Source organism: Microbispora sitophila, from assembly GCF_014892245.1.
In the GTDB taxonomy this organism is placed as follows: Bacteria; Actinomycetota; Actinomycetes; order Streptosporangiales; family Streptosporangiaceae; genus Microbispora; species Microbispora siamensis.
On the sequence record NZ_JADBGC010000007.1, the window covers coordinates 164,877 to 185,347 of the forward strand.

At 70.2% G+C, this 20,471-nt stretch carries 23 protein-coding genes; 16 read left to right on the forward strand and 7 right to left on the reverse strand.

Annotation, left to right across the window (positions count from 1 at the left end; translation table 11 throughout):
- Nucleotides 1–34: 34 nt before the first annotated feature.
- A complete protein-coding gene (locus IL992_RS14765) occupies nucleotides 35–826 on the reverse strand; it encodes a deoxyribonuclease IV (protein ID WP_193203925.1) in 792 nt (263 codons plus the stop codon).
- Between the two features lie 180 nt (nucleotides 827–1,006).
- On the opposite strand from IL992_RS14765, the gene IL992_RS14770 reads away from it, so the two are divergent.
- On the forward strand, nucleotides 1,007–1,183 hold the full coding sequence (locus IL992_RS14770; RefSeq protein WP_193203926.1) for a hypothetical protein: 177 nt from the start codon (nucleotides 1,007–1,009) through the stop codon (nucleotides 1,181–1,183).
- An 11-nt stretch (nucleotides 1,184–1,194) separates the two neighbouring features.
- On the opposite strand, the gene IL992_RS14775 is transcribed toward IL992_RS14770, so the two are convergent.
- Nucleotides 1,195–1,527: a hypothetical protein gene (locus IL992_RS14775; RefSeq protein WP_193203927.1), complete on the reverse strand. Its 333-nt coding sequence runs from the start codon at nucleotides 1,525–1,527 to the stop codon at nucleotides 1,195–1,197.
- Between the two features lie 185 nt (nucleotides 1,528–1,712).
- Between IL992_RS14775 and rpsF the strand changes: the two genes are divergently transcribed.
- The 7 genes from rpsF (at nucleotide 1,713) to IL992_RS14810 (ending at nucleotide 6,120) form a co-directional block, all read left to right on the forward strand.
- A complete protein-coding gene (rpsF, locus tag IL992_RS14780) occupies nucleotides 1,713–2,003 on the forward strand; it encodes a 30S ribosomal protein S6 (RefSeq protein WP_030508619.1) in 291 nt (96 codons plus the stop codon).
- A 101-nt stretch (nucleotides 2,004–2,104) separates the two neighbouring features.
- Nucleotides 2,105–2,641, forward strand: coding sequence for a single-stranded DNA-binding protein (locus tag IL992_RS14785; RefSeq protein WP_193203928.1), 537 nt, complete (start codon nucleotides 2,105–2,107; stop codon nucleotides 2,639–2,641).
- An 85-nt stretch (nucleotides 2,642–2,726) separates the two neighbouring features.
- Complete coding sequence (gene rpsR / locus IL992_RS14790; RefSeq protein ID WP_076439843.1) at nucleotides 2,727–2,963, forward strand: 30S ribosomal protein S18; 237 nt, start codon at nucleotides 2,727–2,729, stop codon at nucleotides 2,961–2,963.
- A 19-nt stretch (nucleotides 2,964–2,982) separates the two neighbouring features.
- On the forward strand, nucleotides 2,983–3,429 hold the full coding sequence (gene rplI, locus IL992_RS14795; RefSeq protein WP_079314233.1) for a 50S ribosomal protein L9: 447 nt from the start codon (nucleotides 2,983–2,985) through the stop codon (nucleotides 3,427–3,429).
- A 179-nt stretch (nucleotides 3,430–3,608) separates the two neighbouring features.
- A complete protein-coding gene (locus IL992_RS14800) occupies nucleotides 3,609–4,487 on the forward strand; it encodes an ABC transporter substrate-binding protein (protein ID WP_193203929.1) in 879 nt (292 codons plus the stop codon).
- The gene (locus IL992_RS14805) at nucleotides 4,484–5,380 is read left to right on the forward strand and encodes an amino acid ABC transporter permease (RefSeq protein ID WP_319018547.1); all 897 of its coding nucleotides are present in this window, start codon (nucleotides 4,484–4,486) and stop codon (nucleotides 5,378–5,380) included. The genes IL992_RS14800 and IL992_RS14805 overlap by 4 nt, the downstream gene beginning before the upstream one ends.
- On the forward strand, nucleotides 5,377–6,120 hold the full coding sequence (locus tag IL992_RS14810; RefSeq protein ID WP_193203931.1) for an amino acid ABC transporter ATP-binding protein: 744 nt from the start codon (nucleotides 5,377–5,379) through the stop codon (nucleotides 6,118–6,120). Before IL992_RS14805 ends, IL992_RS14810 begins: the two co-directional genes overlap by 4 nt.
- A 1-nt stretch (nucleotide 6,121) precedes the next feature.
- Here the strand turns inward: IL992_RS14810 and IL992_RS14815 are convergent, their stop codons facing one another.
- Nucleotides 6,122–7,444 (reverse strand): MATE family efflux transporter, encoded by a 1,323-nt coding sequence (locus IL992_RS14815; RefSeq protein ID WP_193203932.1) that lies wholly within the window; start codon nucleotides 7,442–7,444, stop codon nucleotides 6,122–6,124.
- Between the two features lie 336 nt (nucleotides 7,445–7,780).
- On the opposite strand from IL992_RS14815, the gene dnaB reads away from it, so the two are divergent.
- Complete coding sequence (gene dnaB / locus IL992_RS14820; protein WP_143737165.1) at nucleotides 7,781–9,103, forward strand: replicative DNA helicase; 1,323 nt, start codon at nucleotides 7,781–7,783, stop codon at nucleotides 9,101–9,103.
- Nucleotides 9,104–9,146: 43 nt separating this feature from the next.
- Nucleotides 9,147–10,346, forward strand: coding sequence for an amidohydrolase family protein (locus tag IL992_RS14825; RefSeq protein WP_193203933.1), 1,200 nt, complete (start codon nucleotides 9,147–9,149; stop codon nucleotides 10,344–10,346).
- Nucleotides 10,347–10,372: 26 nt separating this feature from the next.
- Here the strand turns inward: IL992_RS14825 and IL992_RS14830 are convergent, their stop codons facing one another.
- Nucleotides 10,373–10,798 (reverse strand): ester cyclase, encoded by a 426-nt coding sequence (locus tag IL992_RS14830; RefSeq protein ID WP_193203934.1) that lies wholly within the window; start codon nucleotides 10,796–10,798, stop codon nucleotides 10,373–10,375.
- 75 nt (nucleotides 10,799–10,873) lie between these two features.
- On the opposite strand from IL992_RS14830, the gene IL992_RS14835 reads away from it, so the two are divergent.
- From IL992_RS14835 to IL992_RS14845, 3 genes are all read left to right on the forward strand, one after another.
- Entirely contained in the window at nucleotides 10,874–11,503 is a 630-nt protein-coding gene (locus IL992_RS14835; RefSeq protein ID WP_193203935.1) for a TetR/AcrR family transcriptional regulator C-terminal domain-containing protein, read from the forward strand.
- A gap of 164 nt (nucleotides 11,504–11,667) precedes the next feature.
- Nucleotides 11,668–12,312 carry a response regulator gene (locus IL992_RS14840; protein ID WP_193203936.1) on the forward strand — a complete coding sequence of 215 codons (645 nt, stop codon included), beginning with the start codon at nucleotides 11,668–11,670 and terminating at the stop codon, nucleotides 12,310–12,312.
- Nucleotides 12,313–12,390: 78 nt separating this feature from the next.
- Nucleotides 12,391–13,455 (forward strand): serine hydrolase domain-containing protein, encoded by a 1,065-nt coding sequence (locus tag IL992_RS14845; RefSeq protein WP_193203937.1) that lies wholly within the window; start codon nucleotides 12,391–12,393, stop codon nucleotides 13,453–13,455.
- 68 nt (nucleotides 13,456–13,523) lie between these two features.
- Here IL992_RS14845 and IL992_RS14850 read toward each other — a convergent pair whose 3' ends face one another.
- Nucleotides 13,524–14,078 (reverse strand): PadR family transcriptional regulator, encoded by a 555-nt coding sequence (locus IL992_RS14850; protein ID WP_193203938.1) that lies wholly within the window; start codon nucleotides 14,076–14,078, stop codon nucleotides 13,524–13,526.
- Between the two features lie 95 nt (nucleotides 14,079–14,173).
- On the opposite strand from IL992_RS14850, the gene IL992_RS14855 reads away from it, so the two are divergent.
- Nucleotides 14,174–14,731 carry a hypothetical protein gene (locus IL992_RS14855; RefSeq protein WP_226872966.1) on the forward strand — a complete coding sequence of 186 codons (558 nt, stop codon included), beginning with the start codon at nucleotides 14,174–14,176 and terminating at the stop codon, nucleotides 14,729–14,731.
- A 14-nt stretch (nucleotides 14,732–14,745) separates the two neighbouring features.
- Nucleotides 14,746–16,053: a carotenoid oxygenase family protein gene (locus IL992_RS14860; RefSeq protein ID WP_193203940.1), complete on the forward strand. Its 1,308-nt coding sequence runs from the start codon at nucleotides 14,746–14,748 to the stop codon at nucleotides 16,051–16,053.
- A 22-nt stretch (nucleotides 16,054–16,075) separates the two neighbouring features.
- Here IL992_RS14860 and IL992_RS14865 read toward each other — a convergent pair whose 3' ends face one another.
- Nucleotides 16,076–17,587 carry a golvesin C-terminal-like domain-containing protein gene (locus IL992_RS14865; RefSeq protein WP_193203941.1) on the reverse strand — a complete coding sequence of 504 codons (1,512 nt, stop codon included), beginning with the start codon at nucleotides 17,585–17,587 and terminating at the stop codon, nucleotides 16,076–16,078.
- Nucleotides 17,588–17,776: 189 nt separating this feature from the next.
- On the opposite strand from IL992_RS14865, the gene IL992_RS14870 reads away from it, so the two are divergent.
- A complete protein-coding gene (locus tag IL992_RS14870) occupies nucleotides 17,777–19,711 on the forward strand; it encodes a family 10 glycosylhydrolase (protein WP_193203942.1) in 1,935 nt (644 codons plus the stop codon).
- Here the strand turns inward: IL992_RS14870 and IL992_RS14875 are convergent.
- Complete coding sequence (locus IL992_RS14875) at nucleotides 19,708–20,442, reverse strand: metallophosphoesterase (RefSeq protein ID WP_193203943.1); 735 nt, start codon at nucleotides 20,440–20,442, stop codon at nucleotides 19,708–19,710. The two genes, IL992_RS14870 and IL992_RS14875, sit on opposite strands and share 4 nt — an antisense overlap.
- Between the last annotated feature and the right edge of the window lie 29 nt (nucleotides 20,443–20,471).

Here is a 20,471-nt window from a genome sequence, read left to right on the forward strand (position 1 = left end):
TCCGCAGAGTTATCCACAGGGTGTGGACGAGTGTCTACAGGTGCTTGCGCAGGAACGCGATGTCGTCGGCCTGGCCCTCGAACGGCGTCTCGACCACGATCGGCGCCCCGGCCGTCCGGCAGACCTCCAGGATCGACTCGGGGTCGATCTGCCCGCTGCCGAGGTTGGCATGGCGGTCGGCACCGGAGTCGAACGCGTCCCGCGAGTCGTTGCAGTGCACGAGGTCGATGCGGCCGGTGATCGCCTTCACCCGCTCCACGAGCCCGGCGAGCTCCTCGCCGCCCGCATGGAAGTGACAGGTGTCCAGGCAGAAGCCGACGACCGAGGGGTCCGGCGCGCCCGCCGTCACCGCGTCCCACAGCCGGGCGATGCGTTCCAGCTTGCGCGCCATCGCGTTGTCGCCGCCCGCCGTGTTCTCGATCAGCACGGGGATCGGGCACTCGGTGCGCTCGAAGACCTTGCGCCAGTTGTCGAAGCCGGTCTGCGGGTCGTCGCCCGCGTTGACGTGCCCGCCGTGGACGATCAGGCCCTTGGCGCCGATGGCCGCCGCCGCCTTGAGATGCGCGTCGAGCAGCTTGCGGCTCGGGATGCGGATGCGGTTGTTCGCGGTGGCCACGTTGATGACGTACGGCGCGTGCACGTAGACGTCCACGTCCGAGGCGCGCAGGGCGTCGGCGGTGGCGGGTGTCACCGGGCCCTTCCACCCCTGGGGGTCGCCGAGGAAGAACTGCACCACGTCGGCGTCGCGGGCCGCCGCGTGCGCCAGCGGGTCGTCCTGGTCGACGTGGGCCCCGATCCGCGGGCGGGAGCCGCTGTGGCTGTCCATGCCGTTCCTCCACCGTTGCTTGCGTGCCAAGGGGCTGCCGGACGCGGAGGGCGAACTCTATGCGCTCTCCAAGAGCGTTTCAAGAGGACACGCTGTTTCAAAAGCGCGAACCAGGGCAGTCGCGTGTCGCGCGCCCCCGAAACCCGCGCGCGATACTACTTCGTCGTCAAGGAGACGAGCATGAGATATCGCTTAGGCAGCTTCATCCTTCTCATCTACATCCTCGTCGGCCTCTACGTGGCCTGGCTCCACGACTACATCACCCCCACCCTCCTCAAGCAGGTCGCCCAGGCCCTGATCGCGGTCTTCCTGTGGTTCCTCGTGCTGCTCGGCGTGGACCTGCACATCGGCGGCTGAGCCGGCACTTCTCAACTGCGCAGCGTGAATCCGCGGGGGAAGAAGCCCCCGTGTGCGATGCCCAGCGCGGCGCCCACGAACGACCCCACGATCCCCACGATGATCAGCGACCGCTGTCTGGAGGTCGACGAGACGAATTGGGCGTACAGGCCGCCCCAGAACCCGATCGCGCCCACCCATGACGCGATCATGTGAGCCATCACGATGAAGCCCGTGACGAACGCCACCAGGCCGCACACCAGCGTCGCGATCGTCATCGCGTTCTCCCGCGGGTGCGGCCTGCCGTCCGTGTTCAGCGTGAGATGAACGGGGTGCCTCCTCTTGCGGCCGATGGCGTGTCGCATCGCGCCTACCCCCTCTCCGACCTCCAGTTTCGCTCTCCGGGACGGGTACGGCCAAGTGGCTGGTAGCCTTATTCGACTGCGTCTGATAAGGGCCGGGGGGCATGGCCGCCCGGCGCGAAGCGCAGGGTCCTCCTGTCACGGCAAGGCGTCGTGACCGCAAGAGTCCAGAGGAGGTTGGATCACACATGCGTCGCTACGAGATGATGGTCATTCTCGACCCGTCCCTCGACGAGCGCACCGTGCAGCCGTCGCTCGACCAGTTCCTCACCGTCGTCCGCAACGACGGCGGCACCGTGGAGAAGGTCGACGTCTGGGGCCGTCGCCGCCTGTCCTACGACATCGCCAAGAAGTCCGAGGGCATCTACGCCGTGGTCGACCTGACCGCCGAGCCCGCCACCGTGAAGGAGCTGGACCGCCAGCTCAACCTGAACGAGGGCATCCTCCGCACCAAGGTCATCCGCCCCGAGCTCCACTGAGCTCCACAGGCAGAACCCGAAGCCCGGCGGTTTGTCGGGCCCGGGCCGTACTCTGAGCCTCTGACGGCTCAGCTGACGGGATAGGAAGGCGAAAGCGACCGATGGCAGCAGGCGACACCCAGATCACGATCGTCGGCAATCTTGTCGACGACCCGGAGCTGCGCTTCACCCCGACGGGGCAGGCCGTGGCCCGGTTCCGTATCGCGTCCACTCCGCGGTTCCTCGACAAGCAGACCAACGAGTGGAAAGACGGCGAGGGCCTGTTCCTCACCTGCAACGTCTGGCGGCAGGCGGCGGAGAACGTCGCCGAGAGCCTCCAGCGCGGCATGCGGGTGATCGTGCAGGGACGGCTGCGCCAACGGTCGTACGAGACCAAGGAAGGCGAGAAGCGCACCGTCTATGAGGTCGAGGTCGACGAGGTCGGCCCCTCGCTGCGCAACGCCACGGCGAAGGTCAACAAGACCTCCCGCCAGGGCGGTGGCGGCGGCGGCTTCGGCGGACCGGCCAACGACCCGTGGGCGACCGCGGCGCCCGCCCCGCAGGGGGGCTACGGCTCCGGCGGTGGCGGCGGCGGCTTCGGCGGCCCGCAGGGCGGTGGCGGCTTCGGCGGCGACTTCAGCGACGAGCCGCCCTTCTAGGTCACCGGGGCCTTCGGTCCCACCACCGTAAACACAACCGAGCGACCATTCCCGCGACATGCGGGGCTCTGAGAGGAGCACCACGATGGCGAAGCCGGCAGTTCGCAAGCCCAAGAAGAAGGTTTGCCTTTTCTGCCACGACAAGATCTCCTACGTCGACTACAAGGACACGGGGCTGCTGCGGAAGTTCATCTCCGACCGCGGCAAGATCCGTGCCCGCCGGGTGACGGGCAACTGCACCCAGCACCAGCGCGACGTGGCGACCGCTATCAAGAACGCCCGTGAGATGGCCCTGCTGCCGTACACGAGCACCGCGCGCTGAGAAAGGAGACTCAGGACAAATGAAGCTCATCCTCACGACTGAGGTCTCCGGCCTCGGCGCTCCCGGCGACATCGTCGAGGTCAAGGACGGCTACGGCCGCAACTACCTCATTCCCCGCGGCTTCGCCATCCGCTGGACCCGCGGCGCCGAGTCGCAGGTCGCCTCGCTGAAGAAGGCGCGTGCGGCCCGCGAGATCCGCGACCTGGGCTCCGCCAAGGAGGTCGCCGGCCAGCTCGGCGCCCTCAAGGTGCGGCTCAAGACCCGCGCGGGCGAGTCGGGCCGGCTGTTCGGCTCGGTCACGACCGGCGACATCGCCGAGGCCGTCAAGGCCGCCGGTGGTCCGCAGCTCGACCGCCGTCGCATCGAGATCGGCAACGCGATCAAGAGCGTCGGCACCCACAAGGTGAGCGTCCGGCTGCACCCGGAGGTCGCCGCCACCCTCGATGTCGAGGTGGTCGCGGGCTGACACCCGTCGCAGTCCGTCGAGGGCCCTTCTCCGTACGCCGGAGAGGGGCCCTTCGCGCTTCTCCGAGCCGCCCGGAGAAGAGGCGATTCCCCTCAGGTAAACAGGGGTTATACGGAACGCTAGTATCTTGCCGTCCGATTTAGCGGATTTCGTAGAAAGACCCCCTGATGGAGGCTGTGATGCGCCGTCCCTCACTCCTGCTGGCGTCCGGCGCCCTCGTGCTGGCGGCCGCCGCCTGCGCTCCGGCGGACGACACCTCCACCACCGCGAGCGCCGCGAGCCCGGCCGGTTCCGCCGCCGCGAACGCGTGCGCCAAGGAGAGCCTGAAGCTCACCACCCCCGGCAAGCTCACGATCGGTACCGACAAGCCGGCGTACGATCCATGGTTCTCCGGCGACGACCCCTCCAACGGGAAGGGCTTCGAGAGCGCGGTCGCCTACGCGGTGGCCGGGAAGATGGGCTTCACCAAGGACGAGGTCGCCTGGACGGTCGTGCCGTTCGACTCGTCGTTCGCCCCCGGGCCCAAGCAGTTCGACTTCGACATCAACCAGATCTCCGTCACGCCCGCGCGGGCCAAGGCCGTCGACTTCAGCCAGGGCTACTACACGGTGAAGCAGGGCGTGGTAGCGCTCGACGGCACGAAGTTCGCCTCCGCCACGAGCCTCGCCGAGCTCAAGGACGCCAAGATCGGCGTGCAGGCCGGCACCACCGCACTGGAGGCGGTGCGCTCGGTCATCCAGCCCAGCAAGGAACCGAGCGTGTTCAACCAGCAGGTCGACGCCGTCAACGCGCTGAAAAACAAGCAGATCGACGCCATCGTCGTCGACCTGCCCACCGCCTTCTACGTCACCGCCGCGCAGGTGGAGGGCTCGAAGATCGTCGGTCAGTTCGCCGCGAACGGCGGGCAGCCCGAGGAGTTCGGCCTGCTGTTCCAGAAGGGCAGCCCGCTGGTGAGCTGCGTGGACAAGGCGCTCGGCGACCTCAAGTCGTCCGGCGAGCTGGCGAAGATCGAGAGCCAGTGGCTGACCGCCGCCGCGGGCGCGCCGGAGCTGAAGTGACCGACGGGGAGGCCGCGCCGCCGGGAACGCCGGAGCAGGCGGGGCCCGTCTGGGTGAAGAGCGAGCGGCAGCTCCGCCGAGAGGCGGAGCTGCGTGCCCGCGGGCGGCGATCGATGTCGATCGCCACCGCGTCCACGATCGTCGTGGTGGTCGCCCTGGTCGTCGTGATCACCACGTCGCCCGGCTGGCCGCGGGTGCAGGAGACCTTCTTCAGCCCCGAGGCGTTCGTCGAGGCGCTGCCCGACGTGCTGCGCGGATTCCTGCTCAACATCAAGATCTTCCTCATCGCCGAGGTGTTCATCCTGGTGCTGGGGCTCCTCGTCGCGCTGGTGCGCGGCCTGCGCTCGCCGGTGTTCTTCCCGCTGCGCGCGCTCGCCGTGCTCTACACCGACGTGTTCCGTGGCATCCCGACCATCCTGCTCATCTATCTGGTCGGGTTCGGCATTCCCGCGCTCCAGTTGCAGGGCGCGCCGAGTGACCCGGTCACGCTCGGCATCATCGCGCTCGTGCTGTCCTACAGCGCGTACGTCGCGGAGGTGTTCCGGGCGGGAATCGAGTCGGTGCACCCCAGTCAGCGGGCGGCGGCGCGGTCGCTGGCGCTCACACACGGGCAGACCATGCGTTACGTGGTGCTGCCGCAGGCCGTCCGCAATGTGGTCCCGCCGCTGCTCAACGACTTCGTCGCCCTGCAGAAGGAGAGCGCGCTGGTCTCCGTGCTCGGCCCGCTGGAGGCGGTGCGGCAGGCGCAGATCCACGTCGCATCCTCTTTCAACTACACGCCCTACCTGGTTGCCGCGCTGCTGTTCATCGCGCTCACCGTGCCGATGGCGCGGTTCACTGACCATCTCGCCGCGCGGGTCGACCGGCGCCGAACGGGAGGCGGCACGGCATGAGCCTGCTCACGATCGAGGGCGTCTGGAAGCACTACCACGGGCAGAGCGTGCTGCGCGGGATCGACCTGGAGGTCGCCCCGCACGAGGTGGTCTGCCTGATCGGGGCCTCCGGCTCGGGCAAGTCGACGCTGCTGCGCTGCGTCAACCTGCTGGAGACGATCGACGACGGCGCCATCCACCTCGACGGCGTGGAGATCACCGACGTGCGGGCCGACGCCGACGACGTGCGCCGCCGCATCGGCATGGTGTTCCAGGCGTACAACCTGTTCCCCCACATGACCGTGCTCGACAACATCACGCTCGCGCCGCGCAAGGTGCACGGTGTGCGGCCGGAGGAGGCCGAGGCGCGGGCACGGGAGCTGCTCGACCGGTTCGGGCTGGCCGACAAGGCGGGGGAGTACCCCGACCGGCTGTCCGGCGGCCAGCAGCAGCGCGTCGCCGTCATCCGCGCGGTCGCGACCAACCCCCGCCTGCTCCTGCTCGACGAGGTCACCTCCGCGCTCGACCCCACGCTGGTCACCGAGGTGCTCGGGGTGATCCGCGAGCTCAAGGAGACCGGGATGACGATGATCCTGGCCACCCACGAGATGGGTTTCGCCCGCGACATCGCCGACACCGTCTGTTTCCTGGAGGGCGGCGTGCTGCTGGAGAGCGGCCCGCCCGAGCAGATCTTCAGCGCGCCGGAGCATCCGCGCACCCAGGCGTTCCTCCAGCGCGTGCTGGAGGCCCGCCGCATGTGAGTCAGGTGGCCGTCCCGCCGGTGACCATCCAGGCGGTGCCGTACGCCCGGAGGGTGAGCGTGACGAGCCGGGCGGCCATCCAGACGCCGAGCGCGATCCACAGGGCGACCAGGGTGCCCGCGACGGCGGCGAGCGGCAGGTAGGCCAGCGTCGTCCACAGCCCCGCCCAGGCGAGGTAGCGCTGGTCGCCTGCACCGATGAGGACCCCGTCCAGGACGAACACGACGCCCGCGATCGGCTGCAGGAGCGCGACCGGCCACAGCACGGCGAGCAGCTCGGTGGCCGCCTCGCCTCGCGCGTCGAACAGGGCCGGCACCAGCGGGCGCGCCAGCAGGACGGCCGCGCAGAACACGACGCCGCACCCGACGCCCCACATCACCATGCGCCTGGTGGCCGCCCGGGTGCCCGACGTGTCGCCCGCGCCCAGCGCGCGGCCCGTGATGGCCTGCCCCGCGATCGCGATGGCGTCGAGGGCGAAGGCGAGAAACGTCCAGATCCGGGCGGCGATCGTGTGCGCGCCGATCTGGTCGTCGCCCATCCGGGTGGCGATCGAGGTGGCGACGAGCAGCACGGCCTGCAGGCATGCCGTACGGACGACCAGGGCGAACCCGGCGGCGCCGGCGGCCCGCACTCCGGCGAGGTCGGGCAGCAGCGAGGCGCCGTGCGCGCGGGCGGTACGCACGACCAGCGCGAGGTAGGTCGCGGCGGCCAGGGACTGCGCGACGACCGTGCCCCAGGCCGACCCGGCGATCCCCCAGCCGAGGCCGAGCACGAACCAGATGTTGAGCAGCCCGTTCAGTCCGAACGACGCCACGGACACAGCCAGCGGCGTGCGGGTGTCCTGCAGCCCGCGCAGGACGCCGGTGCCGGCGAGGACCAGCAGCATCGCGGGGGTGCCGACGAGACTGATGCGCAGATAGGTGACGGCCTGCGTGGCGAGCTGGCCCGTCGCTCCGAACAGGTGTACGATAAATGGAGCAAGAGGCCAGCACGCCACACTGACGGCCAGGCCGATGATCGCGGCCAGCCACAGGCCGTCCATCCCCTGGCGCATCGCCTGCCTGACGTCCCCCGCCCCCAGCCTCCGCGCGACCGCGGCCGTGGTGGCGTACGCGAGGAACACGCACAGCCCGACGAGAGCTGACAGGGCCGCGCTGGCCACGCCGAGAGCGCCGAGCGCAGGATCGGGGAGGTGGCCGACGATGACGGAGTCGGTGAGCAGGAAGAGCGGCTCGGCCACTAGTGCCCCGAACGCCGGGATCGCGAGCCTGAGGATCTCCCTGTCGTGGGCACGGCCGTGTCCCGTTCCGGAGGTAAGTGGCATAAGCCTATTTTGCGGCTTACGGAGCCATGCTCGATCGGTATCGCGGATCTCCGGCGACTTTCTTTCCTCCACAGGCCGTGGATATCGAAATCCCAGGTGGGAGCGGACATCCCCGAGGAGGCCACATCGCTGTCCACAGGGTCGTCCCCAGGGTTTTCACATGTCCGGGGAGTGGACTGCACACGTTGTCCACAGGGTTGTCCACTGGTCAAGTTGCCGCCCGGCCCTGGGGTTGGGGAGACTTGCGCACCGGGCTGGGGTTGACGTGACCGCTGGGCAGGGGGTGTGAGGGTGAGCGTGCTCGACTTCCCGGGGGGACCGGGAGGCTCCGATTCGATGTTCGAGCGGACGCCGCCGCACAACATCGAGGCCGAGCAGTCGGTGCTGGGCGGCATGCTGCTGTCCAAGGATGCCATCGCCGACGTCATCGAGGTGCTGCGCGCCGACGACTTCTACCGGCCGGCCCACCAGATCGTCTTCGAGGTGATCACCGACCTGTACGGCCGGGGCGAGCCCGCCGACTCGGTGACCGTGTTCGACGAGTTGCAGAAACGCGGCGAGGTCGCCCGGGTCGGCGGTGGTGCCTACCTGCACACGCTGACCGCGATCGTGCCCACCGCCGCGAACGCCGGCTACTACGCCAAGATCGTCCGGGAGCAGGCCGTCCTGCGCCGCCTCATCGAGGCCGGCACCCGCATCGTCTCCTACGGCTACGGCGGCCAGGGCGAGGAGGTCGACGACCTGGTCGACCGCGCGCAGGCCGAGATCTACAAGGTCACCGAGCGCCGCACCTCCGAGGACTACCTCCCGCTGTCGGAGATCATGCCGTCGGCGCTCGACGAGATCGAGGCCATCGGCAGCCGCGGCGGCCAGATGGTCGGCGTCCCCACCGGCTTCCAGGACCTCGACGCCCTGACCAACGGCCTCCACCCCGGCCAGATGATCGTCGTGGCCGCCCGCCCCGCGATCGGAAAAAGCACCCTAGGTCTGGATTTCGCCCGATCTGCGGCGATCAAGCATGGGATGACCACGGTCATCTTCTCCCTGGAGATGTCGCGCAACGAGATCACCATGCGTCTGCTGTCCGCCGAGGCGCGGGTGGCGCTGCACACGATGCGCTCGGGCATGATGAGCGACGACGACTGGACGCGGATGGCCCGCCGCATGGGCGAGGTCGCCGAGGCGCCGCTGTTCATCGACGACTCCCCGAACATGTCGATGATGGAGATCCGGGCCAAGTGCCGCCGCCTCAAGCAGCGTCACGACCTGCGCTTCGTGATCGTCGACTATCTCCAGCTCATGAGCTCACCCAAGAAGACCGAGAGCCGCCAGCAGGAGGTCTCGGAGCTGTCCCGGGCCCTGAAGCTGCTGGCCAAGGAGCTGGAGGTGCCGGTCATCGCGATCTCCCAGCTCAACCGTGGTCCCGAGCAGCGTACGGACAAGCGTCCGCAAGTGTCAGACCTTCGTGAATCGGGCTCCATCGAGCAGGACGCCGACATGGTCATCCTGCTGCACCGGGAGGACGCGTACGAGCGGGAGTCGCCACGCGCGGGCGAGGCGGACCTGATCGTGGCCAAGCACCGAAACGGCCCCACGGCCACGGTCACGGTGGCCTTCCAGGGTCACTACAGCCGCTTCGTGGACATGGCCACTCACTGACATCTTGATCATTTGTGAGATCTCGTGTTATGTTGTATGAGTCATGAGGAATCATGACATCTCTCCCGGTATCACGACGATCTCCAACGTCAGGATCTTCGACGGCGTCCAGCTGCTCGACGCAGACAGCGTCATCCTCCGGGACGGTCTGATCGACGCCGTGGGCCACGGGCTGGACGCGGACGGCGAATCGTTCGACGGCCGTGGCGCCACCCTCATCCCGGGGCTCATCGACGCCCACACCCACGCCTTCCCTGGCCGCCTCGAGCAGGCGCTGGCCTTCGGGGTCACAACGGAGCTGGACATGTTCGCGGACCCCGCCGCGATGGCCGACCTGAAAAGGCAGGCCGCCCAGCGCGCTGACATGGCTGACATCCTGTCCGCGGGCACCGGGGCAACGGCCCCCGGCGGCCACCCGCGCGGCATCTACCCCGACTTTCCGACGATAGACCGGCCGGATCGCGCCGAGGAGTTCGCGGACGCCCGCGCCCGCGAGGGCTCCGACTATCTGAAGGTCGTCATCGACGACGGGAGCGCCCGGCACGCCAGGTTGCCGGCCCTGTCAGCCGCCACGGTCTCCGCGTTGACCGTCGCCGCGCACGCCCGGGGAATGCTGGTGGTCGCCCATGCCGTCGATCAGGCGGCCGCCCGGACGGCGGCGGAATGTGGCGTGGACGGCCTTGCCCACCTGTTCGTGGACAGCGCCCCCGTCGGCGACTTCGCGTTCGGCGGCTTCGTGATCCCCACGCTGTGCGCGCTCCTGGGCATGTGGGGCGACGGTGCGGACGCGGCGGCGCTGGCGGAGGACCCGTCGATCGCGCCGTGGCTGGACGCCACCTCCCACGCCATGCTGACCGCCGGCGGCTTCGCGCCTCCCGGTCTGCCGCCCCGCCCGCGGCACGAGCTCGACGTGCTGGCGCGGCTGCGGGAAGCGGGGGTGCGCGTTCTTGCCGGCACCGACGCCTCGTGTCCCACCACGGCCCACGGGGCGAGCCTCCACCACGAGCTGGCTTTGCTGGTCGCGGCGGGTCTGACGCCCGCGGAGGCCCTGGCGGCCGCCACGGCGGGGCCCGCCGAGGTCTTCGAACTCGCCGACCGGGGCAGGATCGAGGCGGGCCGCCGGGCCGATCTCGTGCTGCTCGACGGTGACCCGCTCACGGACATCACCGCGACACGGAGGATTACGGCGATCTGGCGCGGCGGGCACGCGTTCGACCGCGAGGCCGCCAGGACGGGAACCTGAGGCCTTCGGGCCGAAGGCGTCGCTGGTCAGTCGACCTCGGGCCAGTCCCAGCCGAGCTGGAGGAACAAGCCCAGGCGGTCGCTCACCGCGCGCATCTCGGAGATCTTCCCGTCCCGCAGGGTGACGATGAAGATCGCCTCCACGGTGAACGAACGGTGGGTGGGCTCCGGCATCCGGGGGTGGGAGCCGGAGTTCACTCCCGACATCGTGAGCCGCACGGCCACCCGGTCGCCCTCGCCGATCATCTCCTCGACCTTCAGGTGAAACGGGTCGAACGCGTCGAGCTGCTGGGCGATGGCGTCGAACGCCGCGCCCGGTTCGTCGGGCTCCCCGTGGATCACCTTGTTGTGGTCGATCACGTCGTCGGTCATGTAGCGGCGCAGGTCGCCCAGCCGCCGGTCGTCGATGGCGTCGAACAGCCCCTGGACGACGGTCTTCGCGGCGGTGCTCATGATTGCTTCCCTTCGTTTCTTACGGTGTAAGAGGACGATATTCTTACGACGTAAGAGAGGTCAAGTGGAGGACCGATGCCGAGAGCGGGACTGTCCCGGGAGAAGGTGCTCGCCGCCGCGCTGGCGCTGGTCGACAGGGAGGGCATCACGGCGCTGTCGATGCGCAAGCTCGGCGCAGAGCTGGGCGTGGAGGCGATGACGCTCTACTACTACGTGCCGAACAAGGACGCCGTCCTGGACGGGCTCATCGACGTGGCGGTCTCGCGGGTCACGGTCGAGCCGGTGGGCCCGTGGCGGGAGTGGCTTCGCGCCTTCGCGGTCGCGATCCGGCGGGAGCTGCTCGCGCACCCCGCCCTGCTGCCGCTGGTCGCCACCCGGCCGGTGCTCGCGCCCGGCGGTCTCGCGACCGTGGAACGGATGGCGGCCGCGCTGCGGGCCGAGGGGTTCGGCGCGCTGGAGGGGCTCCAGCTCGTCAACGCGGTGGCGACGTTCGTCGTGGGGCACACGCTGGCCGAGGCCGGACGTACGCCGGGGCACGACGAGCCGGACGTCGCCGGCGTGATGGAGAGCCTCGACCCGGGGGAGTATCCCGTGCTGGCCCAGGCGCTGCGCGCCGGGCTCGGCACTCCCGAGGATCACCAGGAGCGCTTCGACCGCGCGCTCGACGCCCTGCTCCGGGGCCTGGCTCCCCGCACACCCCTCTAGATCACACCGACTACGCGTACGCACGGCGGCTGTGGTTATCCACACCCCTGAACGGCCACACGCCTCATGGTGGGCATGCCTGATCATTCCTAGTCTCAGGCACGATGGTCGTCGTGCGAGCGGAGGACGACGGGTGGGCCCACTGTGATCGAAGCGGAGTTGCCGTGCGTGTGATGCTGGCCGAGGACTCGGCGCTGTTGCGCGAGGGCCTGGTGCGGCTGCTGAAGGAGGAAGGCCACGACGTTCTGGCAGCGGTGGGCGACGCCGACGCGCTCCTGGAGGCGGTGGACGGCGACAGGCCCGACGCGGTGGTGGTCGACGTACGGATGCCGCCCACCCACACCGACGAGGGCCTGCGCGCCGCGCTGGAGATCCGGCGGCGCCGGCCGGAGGTCAAGGTGCTGGTGCTGTCGCAGTACGTCGAGAAGAAGTACGCCACCGAGCTGATGAGCGGCAGCATCGACGGCGTCGGCTACCTGCTCAAGGACCGCGTGGCCCAGGTCGGCGACTTCCTGGACGCGCTTGAACGGGTGGGCGCGGGCGGGACGGCGTTCGACCCGGAGGTGGTGCGGCAGTTGCTCGCGCGCACCAGCCACGCCGACCCACTGACCCAGCTCACCGCCCGCGAGCGCCAGGTGCTGGAGCTCATGGCCCAGGGCCTGACCAACGCCTCGATCGCCCAATCCCTGCACGTGTCGCAGAGCGCGGTGGAAAAGCATGTCAACGCGCTGTTCGACAAGCTCGGGCTGTCGCACACCACCGGCTACAGCCGCCGGGTCCTGGCCGTGCTGCGCTACCTCGGCTCCTGAACCGCTGCGGTTTTCCGCAGGTGGAGCGGGCGGCGCACCGCATTCCTCCGCGAAGTCGATCTCCATAGCGTTGATCACATGATGCAGACGATGATGAACGTGCTGGTGGCGATGACCGTCGCGGCGGGCGGCCAGGCCGTGGACGTACGCCCCGACCTGGAGAAGATCGTGGCGGGCGGCGGGGCGACGGCCGCCCTGGCGCGGGTCTCCGATGGCGGCCGCACCTGGTCGGGCACCGCGGGCGTGCGCGACATCGAGCGCGGTGGACGGCCGTCGCCCAACGGCTACTTCCGGATCGGCAGCGTCACCAAGACCTTCGTCGCGACGGTGGTGCTCCAGCTCGTGGACGAGGGCAAGGTGCGGCTCGACGACCCCATTGACGAGTACCTCCCCGGTCTGGTGCCGGGCGGCGAGCAGATCACCGTCCGGCGGCTCCTCAACCACACCAGCCACCTGTACGACTACATGAGCGAGCCCGGATACTCGACCAACCGCTGGCGCGGCGACGCCCGGTTCCGCTCCTACACGCCGCGCGAGCTGCTCAAGGTGGCCTTCGCCAAGAAGCTCCCCGACGACGGGAAGTGGCACTATTCCAACACCGACTACGTCGTGCTCGGGCTCCTGGTGGAGAAGCTGACCGGCCACTCGTACGGCGAGGAGGTCACACGCAGAATCCTGCGCCCGCTGGGGATGCGCCACACGGTGGTGCCGGGCGACCGGGCAGGGCTGCCGTCACCGCACGCCAAGGGGTACGAGCCCCTGCCCGACCTGGTGGACGCGACGCGGATGAACCCCTCGCTGGACTGGGCCGCCGGTGAGATGATCTCGACCGCCGCGGACCTGGAGCGGTTCGTGTCGGCGCTGCTCGGCGGCAAACTGATCAGCAACGCGTCCTTGACGGCGATGCGCACGACGGTGGAGACGGGAGCCGGATTCGGCTACGGGCTCGGGCTGCAGGCCTACCGGCTCCCGTGCGGCACGGTGTGGGGGCACAGCGGGGAGCTGATCGGTTATCTGACCTTCGCGTTCCGGTCGGACTCGGGCACGTCGTTGACCCTGTCGCTCAACCCCTCCACCCGCAACCCGACCACCGCGGAGGTCATGGGGATCGCCGTCAAGGTGTTCTGCGGGTCGGCGGACTAGAACGTGGCGCACACGTCCCGGTACGCCACGTCGGGCACGCAGGTCCGCCGCCGGGCCCCCGGACGTGGTCACTCGGCCCCGGCCTGCCCGGCCTTCTCGTGTTCGAGTGCCCCCACCCGCCCGGCCGCCCACTCGGCCCAGTCGCGCTGTGCGGCGGTCAGGCGCAGGCCCCACTCCAGCGCGATGTCGCCGTAGAGCCGCAGCGCGTCGTCGCCCTGGCTGGTCACGAACTCGCGGATGCCGCGGAGCTGGTCGTGCTCGTGGACGGCCCGCTCGGCCAGCCGCTCCAGGTAGCCGCGGGCGGCGTCGGCGCCGACCTGGTCGAGGAAGAAGACGCGCAGCAGCATGTCGCTGCGCCGGGTCAGGGTGGGCGGCACCTCGACCAGCCAGTGGCGCAGCTCGGCCCGGCCCTCCTCGGTGATCTCGTATTCCTTGCGCCCGCGCGGGCCCTCCGCCGCGACCCGCACCAGCCCTTCCTTGGCCAGCCGGCCGAGCTCGGCGTAGAGCTGGCTCTGAGTCGCGGGCCAGACGTTCTCCAGGGACAGCTCGAAGGTCTTCAGCAGGTCGTACCCGCTGGCGGGCCCGGCCGACAGGAGGCCGAGCATGGCATGACGAAGGCTCATGGGTCCGATCGTACATTCCTGTGTTGACATGTCGCGAGTGGAGGTTCTACTTTCGACATGTCACTCATGGAATGTTGAAACCTAAGGAACCCCCCGTGCTCCGTTACGTCCTGACCTTTCTCCCCTGGATCGCCTTCGCCGTTCTCAGCACGAACGGTGAGGCCCGATTCGGAGCCGCGGCCGCGCTCCTCGTCTCGATCGTGCTGCTTGCCGTCGACCGCAGGGCGGGGCGCGGCTGGGACGAGATGGTCATCGAGCTCAGCTCTGGGGTGTTCTTCGCCGGTCTGACGCTCGCCGCGTTCACGGTCACGCCGGCGCCCTTCGGCGAGTACGGCCCGGCCGTCTCGGTGGCCTGGCTGGCCCTCACCGCCTGGGGGTCGCTGGCCATCCGCAAGCCGTTCACGCTGGGCATCGCCCGCCGGACGACCCCGGCCGAGGTGCAGGCGACCCCGCTGTTCTACCGGGTCAACGCCGTCATCACCGCCGTGTGGGCGGTGGGCTTCACCCTCAACGCCGTCGGCCTCGCCCTGCTGCTCGCCTTCGCCCCGCACGCCACCGCCGCGATCATCGCGGTGAAGGTCTGCGGCTTCGCGCTCCCCGCCCTGTTCACCATCCGCTACCCCCAGATCGTCCGCGCCCGCTACGCCGCCTGAAGGGAATCACCGGCATGACCGCCTCCTACCTGACCGGCCGCCTCGCCCCCGTGCCCGACGAGATCGACGCGATCGACCTGCCGGTCGAGGGCGCGCTGCCGCCCGAGCTCACCGGCCGCTACTTCCGCAACGGGCCCAACCCCCGCCCTGGGGAGGACGGCGGGCACTGGTTCGTCGGCCACGGCATGATCCACGGCATCCGGCTGCGCGACGGGCGGGCCGAGTGGTACCGCAACCGCTGGGTCCGCACCACCCGCTTCGCCGGCGCGCCGTACGTGCACGAGCGCGGCGTCGACCTCGCGGCCGTCCCCGCCAACACCCATGTGATCCGGCACGCCGACAAGATCCTCGCGCTCGTGGAGAACGGCCTGCCGTACGAGATGACGCCGGAGCTCGACACGGTCGGCGCCTGCGACTTCGGCGGGCGGCTGGCCACGGCGATGACCGCCCACCCGAAGGAGGACCCGATCACCGGGGATCTGCACTTCTTCGGATATGGCTGGGCCGCGCCCTACCTCACCTACCACCGGCTGTCGGCCGACGGCGAGCTGGTGGAGAGCCGGCCGGTGGACGTGCCGGGGCCCACCATGGCCCACGACTTCGCGATCACCCGGCACCACGTGGTGTGGCTCGACCTGCCGGTCGTCTTCGACTTCGCCCTGGTGGGCCGCGGCATGCCCTACCGGTGGGACGACGCGTACGGCGCGCGCCTCGGCGTGATGAACCGCGGGACCGGCGACGTGCGGTGGTTCGAGATCGACCCCTGCTACGTCTTCCACGTGGGCAACGCGAGCGAGGACGCGCACGGGCGCGTCGTCGTCGACGCGGTGCGCTACTCGCCGGGGGCCTTCTGCGGCTTCTGGCCGACCATCGGCGGCGCGGCCAACCCGGCCGCCCACACCGGGGGCGCGGCCCTGCACCGCTGGACGCTCGACCCCGCCACCGGCGTCGCCGGGGCCGAGCCGCTCGACGACCTGGACGTCGAGTTCCCGACGATCAACGAGACGCGCACCGGCCTGACCAGCCGTTACATCTACGCGGTCAGCAAGGGCGCGATCGTGAAGTACGACACCGCGAACGGCACGAGCCGGGCCCACCAGACGGGCGAGCGCTCGCCGGGCGAGGCCGTGTTCGTCCCCGCCTCGGGCGCCACGGCCGAGGACGAGGGCTGGCTGCTGTCGATCGCGGGCACCGAGCACGGCGCCGAACTGCTCGTGCTCGACGCGTCGGACCTGGCCCAGGTGGCGTCCGTACGGCTGCCGCGCCGGGTGCCTGCCGGATTCCACGGCTCGTGGATTCCCGACGACGCTCCCGGCGCGTGAGCCGTACGGACGGGGTGGAGCGTCAGACCCGGGTGACGCGGACGGCGTCGGCCACGACGTAGCCCGTGCCGGAGGTCCAGCGGCTGACGCCGACGGCGTTGTAGGTGCCGGCGTTGAGGGAGAACGTGCCCAGGCTGCGCCAGGTGCCGCCGCCGGAGCGCTGGTCGACGTAGACCGTCTGGTTGCCGCCCGACGTCGCCACGATGTACGGCGCGGAGGAGTTGTAGCCGGGGTCGGACGGATACCAGACCTCGACCCGATAGGTGCCCGCGCTGGGGACGGCGACCTGATACCAGGCCGGGTCACTGGCGGCCACGGGGTTCGCGAAGCGGTAGTCGGCGCCGTAGCGCTGGCCGGAGTAGGACGAGGTGCCCCAGTTCGCACTAGCCGTGAACTGGCTGCTCGAATTGTCCACCGTGGCCGACCATGACGGGGTGCCGCCGCCGGTCACGTAGTTCATGTACGTCGTCCAGTTCCAGTAGGAGCCGGGGTCGGTGTGGGTGGCGCCCGGCACCTCGTTGTGGCCGATGATGTGCGCGCGGTCCTTCGGAATGCCGTACTTGTCGCAGATGGCGCGGGTCAGCGCCGCGGAGGCGCGATACATGGCGTCGGTGAACCACGAGGCGTCGCTGATGTAGCCCTCGTGTTCGATCCCGATGGAGCGGGTGTTGTAGGACCAGTTGCCGGCGTGCCAGGCGATGTCCTTCTCCCGCACCATCTGCGTGATCTCGCCGTTCGACGACTTGACCACGTAGTGCGCCGAGACCTGGGCGGCGGAGTTCTGGAACCAGGAGATCGTGCCGGCGTACGAGCCCTGGGTCACGTGGATGACCACCCGGTCGATGGCGTAGCTCGACGGGCGGCTCGAGGCGGTGTAGTTGGCGGAGCTGGCAGGCACCCACGCGGCGGGGCCGTAGTCGGTGCTGAGCGTCTCCACCGGTGAGTTCAGGTCGCGGACCCGGGCGTAGGCGCCGCGGTCCGCGGTGACCTCCCGCGGCGCGACCGTGACGCCGCGGGCCTTGATCCCGAGGCCGAGCTGCTCGTAGACGGAGTCGGCGTAGAGGCGGGCGACCTCGGGTGAGGCGGCGTTGGAGTATCTGGCCACGGCCTGATACCAGCGGCCGGCGTCCTTCCTCGCCGCCTCGTCGAGGCCGAGCTCGTCGGCGTGGGCGCGCAGCAGGGCCGCGCCGCCCATGACGTTGGCCTCGGTGTCGGAGCGCAGCGTCTCGACCGGCAGCCCGGTCAGCTCGGCGGCCTTCTCCAGGGCGTGGACCGTGGGGTTGCTGACCAGGTGCATGACGCCGTAGCCGCCGCTCGCGCTCGGCTTGCCGGCGTGGTCGTCCAGGTGGGTCTCGGCGTAGGCGACGGCGACCAGCAGGTCGCGCGGCACGTCGTGCGCGGCGGCGGCGCGTTCGAACGCGGCGGGGAGCGGGGTGGGCCCGGCCGCCATGGCGGGCCGTCCGGTGAGGACGAGGACGAGGGCGGCGAGGGCGGTGGCGGTGAGGGCGGCTAATCGGGCGAGGGGGAGACTCATGCGGGGCTCCTGGTGAGGGGGGTGACGGCTGCACCGTATGCCACTTCTGACACGATGTCGATAATTGACATCACAGCCGTGTAAGAAGAAACTTTCCGCCTTCGTCGTCGTGCTGTGACCGGATTTGGGCCCCCTCCGATCGGGTGAAAACTATTGCGTGGTTAAGGGAAGGCGTTGAAACTTCCCTTCGTGACCACGCTCCCGCGTACCCTCCTGGCCACGTTCATCGTCCTGGTCGTCACTCTCGTCACTCCCCGGCCCGAGGCCGCGGCGGCCTGCGCCACGGACCCCGCGACGCCCAAGCGGCAGCTGCGCGGCATGTGGATCTCCACGGTCGCCAACATCGACTGGCCCAGCCGCACCGGCCTGAGCGTCTCCGCGCAGCAGGCCGAGCTGCGCTCCTGGCTCGACCTGGCCGTCAGCAAGCGCATGAACGCGGTGATGGTGCAGGTGAGGCCCACCGCCGACGCATTCTGGCCCTCGCCGTACGAGCCGTGGTCGCAGTGGCTGACCGGCACCCAGGGCCGCGACCCCGGCTACGACCCCCTGGCGTTCCTGGTCGCCGAGGCCCATGCCCGCGACCTCGAGCTGCACGCCTGGTTCAACCCGTACCGTGTCGCCAACGACGACGACCCGGCCACGCTGGTCTCCACCCACCCGGCCCGCGTGCACCCCGAGTGGCGCTTGGCGTACGGCGGCAAGCTCTACTACAACCCCGGCATCCCCGAGGTCAGGGCCTTCATCGAGGACGCGATCATGGACGCCGTCACCCGGTATGACATCGACGGCGTCCACCTCGACGACTACTTCTACCCCTATCCGGTGAGCGGCCAGGCCCTCCCCGACTCCGCCACCTTCAGCCGGTACGGCGGAAGCTTCTCCGACATCGGCGACTGGCGCCGCGACAACGTCAACCGGCTCGTGCGGGAGCTGGACCAGCGCGTCCACGCGGCCAAGCCGTGGGTGTCCTTCGGCGTCAGCCCGTTCGGCATCTGGCGCAACTCGACCACCGACCCTCTCGGCTCCCGGACCTCCGGGCTGCAGTCGTACGACGCGATCTACGCCGACACCAGGCTGTGGGTGAAGCAGGGCTGGGTGGACTACGTCGCGCCGCAGATCTACTGGAACATCGGCTACGGCCCGGCCGCGTACGAGGTGCTCACCGCGTGGTGGTCCGACGTCGTCAGGGGGACCGGCGTCGGCCTGTTCGTGGGCCAGGCCGCCTACCGGGTCGGCGCGAGCGGCCAGGACGCCGCCTGGCAGGACCCGGCCGAGCTCAGCGACCACCTCTACGACAACAGGAAGCACCCCGAGGTGACCGGCGACGTCTACTTCAGCGCCAAGGACGTCAGGGCGGACCGGATCGGCGGCTTCTCGGCCCTCGTGGCGGCCCACTACTCCAAGCCGGCGCTCCCGCCCGCGCGGGGCACCGGTGCGGCGCCTGCGGCCCCCTCGATCACCTCCGCCGTCCGCACCTCGACCGGCGTCACCCTGTCCTGGCAGGGCGGCGGCTCCTCGTACGCGGTCTACCGGGTCGACGGCGCGGTCTCGACGGCCGATCCGTGCTCCTTGGCCGACGCCCGCAACCTGCTGACCACGACCAGGCAGACGAGCTACACGGACACCACCGCGACGGGCACCGTCACCTACTACGTCACCGCGCTCGACCGATGGCGGCAGGAGAGCGCGCCCAGTAGCGGCGCGACCGCCGCCGGGGCGTCCGCGATCGTGGTCGACAACGCCGGTGCGTCCTTCACCGCCGGCTCGGCCTGGGGCGTCTCGGCCTACTCCGCCCAGCGGTACGGCGCCGACTACCGCTTCGCCACCCCCGTGGCGGCCAGCGACCCGGCCTGGTTCACCGCCACCATCCCGAGCGCCGGGAGCTACCGGGTCGAGGTCTGGTATCCGTCCGACCCCGGCTACAACAGCGCGACGCCGTACATCGTGGCGACGTCGAGCGGCAACCGTACGGTCGCGGTGGACCAGCGGACGGGCGGCGGCCAGTGGCGCTCGCTCGGCACGTTCACGTTGTCCGCCGGGACTTCCAAGGTGGTCGGCGTGAGCCGGTGGACCTCCGCCACCGGCTACGTCGTCGCCGACGCCGTCCGCATCACGAAGGTCTAGGGCACGGGCCGGTAGTGCGTGGTGATCCGGCCGTCGTCCAGCACGTGCAGGGCGATGGCCGGTGGCAGGTCGTAGTCCACCGGAGGGTGCGCCGAGGTCTCGGACGGCAGCAGTGCGGTGCTGACCACTCCCGGCGCGACCAGCAGCGGCAGCCCGGCGAACGTCGTCGCCGCAGCCGTGTGGGCGTGCCCGGCCAGCACCGCGATCGCGTGCGGATGGCGGCCCAGGACCTCCGCCAGGCCCTCCGGCCGCCCGAGCCGGATCTCGTCCACGTACGGGATGCCGAGCGCGACGGGCGGGTGGTGCATGCCGACGAAGGCGGGAACGCCGGGCGTGGCGGCGAGCACGGAGTCGAGCCAGGCCAGGGTGTCGTCGTCGAGCGCGCCCTCGGGGCGGCCGGGGATGCTGGAGTCGCACAGCGCGATCGTCGCGTGGTCGAGGTTGAGCGCCTGGTTGACCGGGTGGTCTCCGTCCTGCTCCAGCAGGACCTTGCGGAGGTTCTCCCGTGCGTCGTGGTTGCCCGGGCACAGCACGAGCGGCACGTCGTCGCCGGTGATCAGCTCGCGGACGGTCTCGTACTCCTCCATTGCGCCGTGGTCAGCCAGGTCACCGGTGAGCACGATGGCGTCGGGCCGCAGCGACCGCGCGTAGGTGAGCGCGCGGGCGGCGCGCGAGGTGTTCCGCTCGCTTCCGTCGATGTGGATGTCGCTGACGTGCGCCAGCACGAGCATGGGGTACCTCCGGGGCGATGATGGGGCTC

Excerpts from the sequence above, each read along its gene's own strand:
- rplI (WP_079314233.1), top strand. The coding sequence starts at position 2,983 with ATGAAGCTCATCCTCACGACTGAGGTCTCCGGCCTCGGCGCTCCCGGC.
- IL992_RS14815 (WP_193203932.1), bottom strand. The coding sequence starts at position 7,444 with ATGCCACTTACCTCCGGAACGGGACACGGCCGTGCCCACGACAGGGAG.
- IL992_RS14835 (WP_193203935.1), top strand. The coding sequence starts at position 10,874 with ATGCCGAGAGCGGGACTGTCCCGGGAGAAGGTGCTCGCCGCCGCGCTG.
- IL992_RS14865 (WP_193203941.1), bottom strand. The coding sequence starts at position 17,587 with ATGAGTCTCCCCCTCGCCCGATTAGCCGCCCTCACCGCCACCGCCCTC.
- IL992_RS14830 (WP_193203934.1), bottom strand. The coding sequence starts at position 10,798 with ATGAGCACCGCCGCGAAGACCGTCGTCCAGGGGCTGTTCGACGCCATC.
- IL992_RS14850 (WP_193203938.1), bottom strand. The coding sequence starts at position 14,078 with ATGAGCCTTCGTCATGCCATGCTCGGCCTCCTGTCGGCCGGGCCCGCC.
- IL992_RS14770 (WP_193203926.1), top strand. The coding sequence starts at position 1,007 with ATGAGATATCGCTTAGGCAGCTTCATCCTTCTCATCTACATCCTCGTC.
- IL992_RS14785 (WP_193203928.1), top strand. The coding sequence starts at position 2,105 with ATGGCAGCAGGCGACACCCAGATCACGATCGTCGGCAATCTTGTCGAC.
- rpsR (WP_076439843.1), top strand. The coding sequence starts at position 2,727 with ATGGCGAAGCCGGCAGTTCGCAAGCCCAAGAAGAAGGTTTGCCTTTTC.
- dnaB (WP_143737165.1), top strand. The coding sequence starts at position 7,781 with ATGTTCGAGCGGACGCCGCCGCACAACATCGAGGCCGAGCAGTCGGTG.
- IL992_RS14860 (WP_193203940.1), top strand. The coding sequence starts at position 14,746 with ATGACCGCCTCCTACCTGACCGGCCGCCTCGCCCCCGTGCCCGACGAG.
- IL992_RS14875 (WP_193203943.1), bottom strand. The coding sequence starts at position 20,442 with ATGCTCGTGCTGGCGCACGTCAGCGACATCCACATCGACGGAAGCGAG.
- IL992_RS14845 (WP_193203937.1), top strand. The coding sequence starts at position 12,391 with ATGATGCAGACGATGATGAACGTGCTGGTGGCGATGACCGTCGCGGCG.
- rpsF (WP_030508619.1), top strand. The coding sequence starts at position 1,713 with ATGCGTCGCTACGAGATGATGGTCATTCTCGACCCGTCCCTCGACGAG.
- IL992_RS14810 (WP_193203931.1), top strand. The coding sequence starts at position 5,377 with ATGAGCCTGCTCACGATCGAGGGCGTCTGGAAGCACTACCACGGGCAG.
- IL992_RS14775 (WP_193203927.1), bottom strand. The coding sequence starts at position 1,527 with ATGCGACACGCCATCGGCCGCAAGAGGAGGCACCCCGTTCATCTCACG.
- IL992_RS14800 (WP_193203929.1), top strand. The coding sequence starts at position 3,609 with ATGCGCCGTCCCTCACTCCTGCTGGCGTCCGGCGCCCTCGTGCTGGCG.
- IL992_RS14765 (WP_193203925.1), bottom strand. The coding sequence starts at position 826 with ATGGACAGCCACAGCGGCTCCCGCCCGCGGATCGGGGCCCACGTCGAC.
- IL992_RS14825 (WP_193203933.1), top strand. The coding sequence starts at position 9,147 with ATGAGGAATCATGACATCTCTCCCGGTATCACGACGATCTCCAACGTC.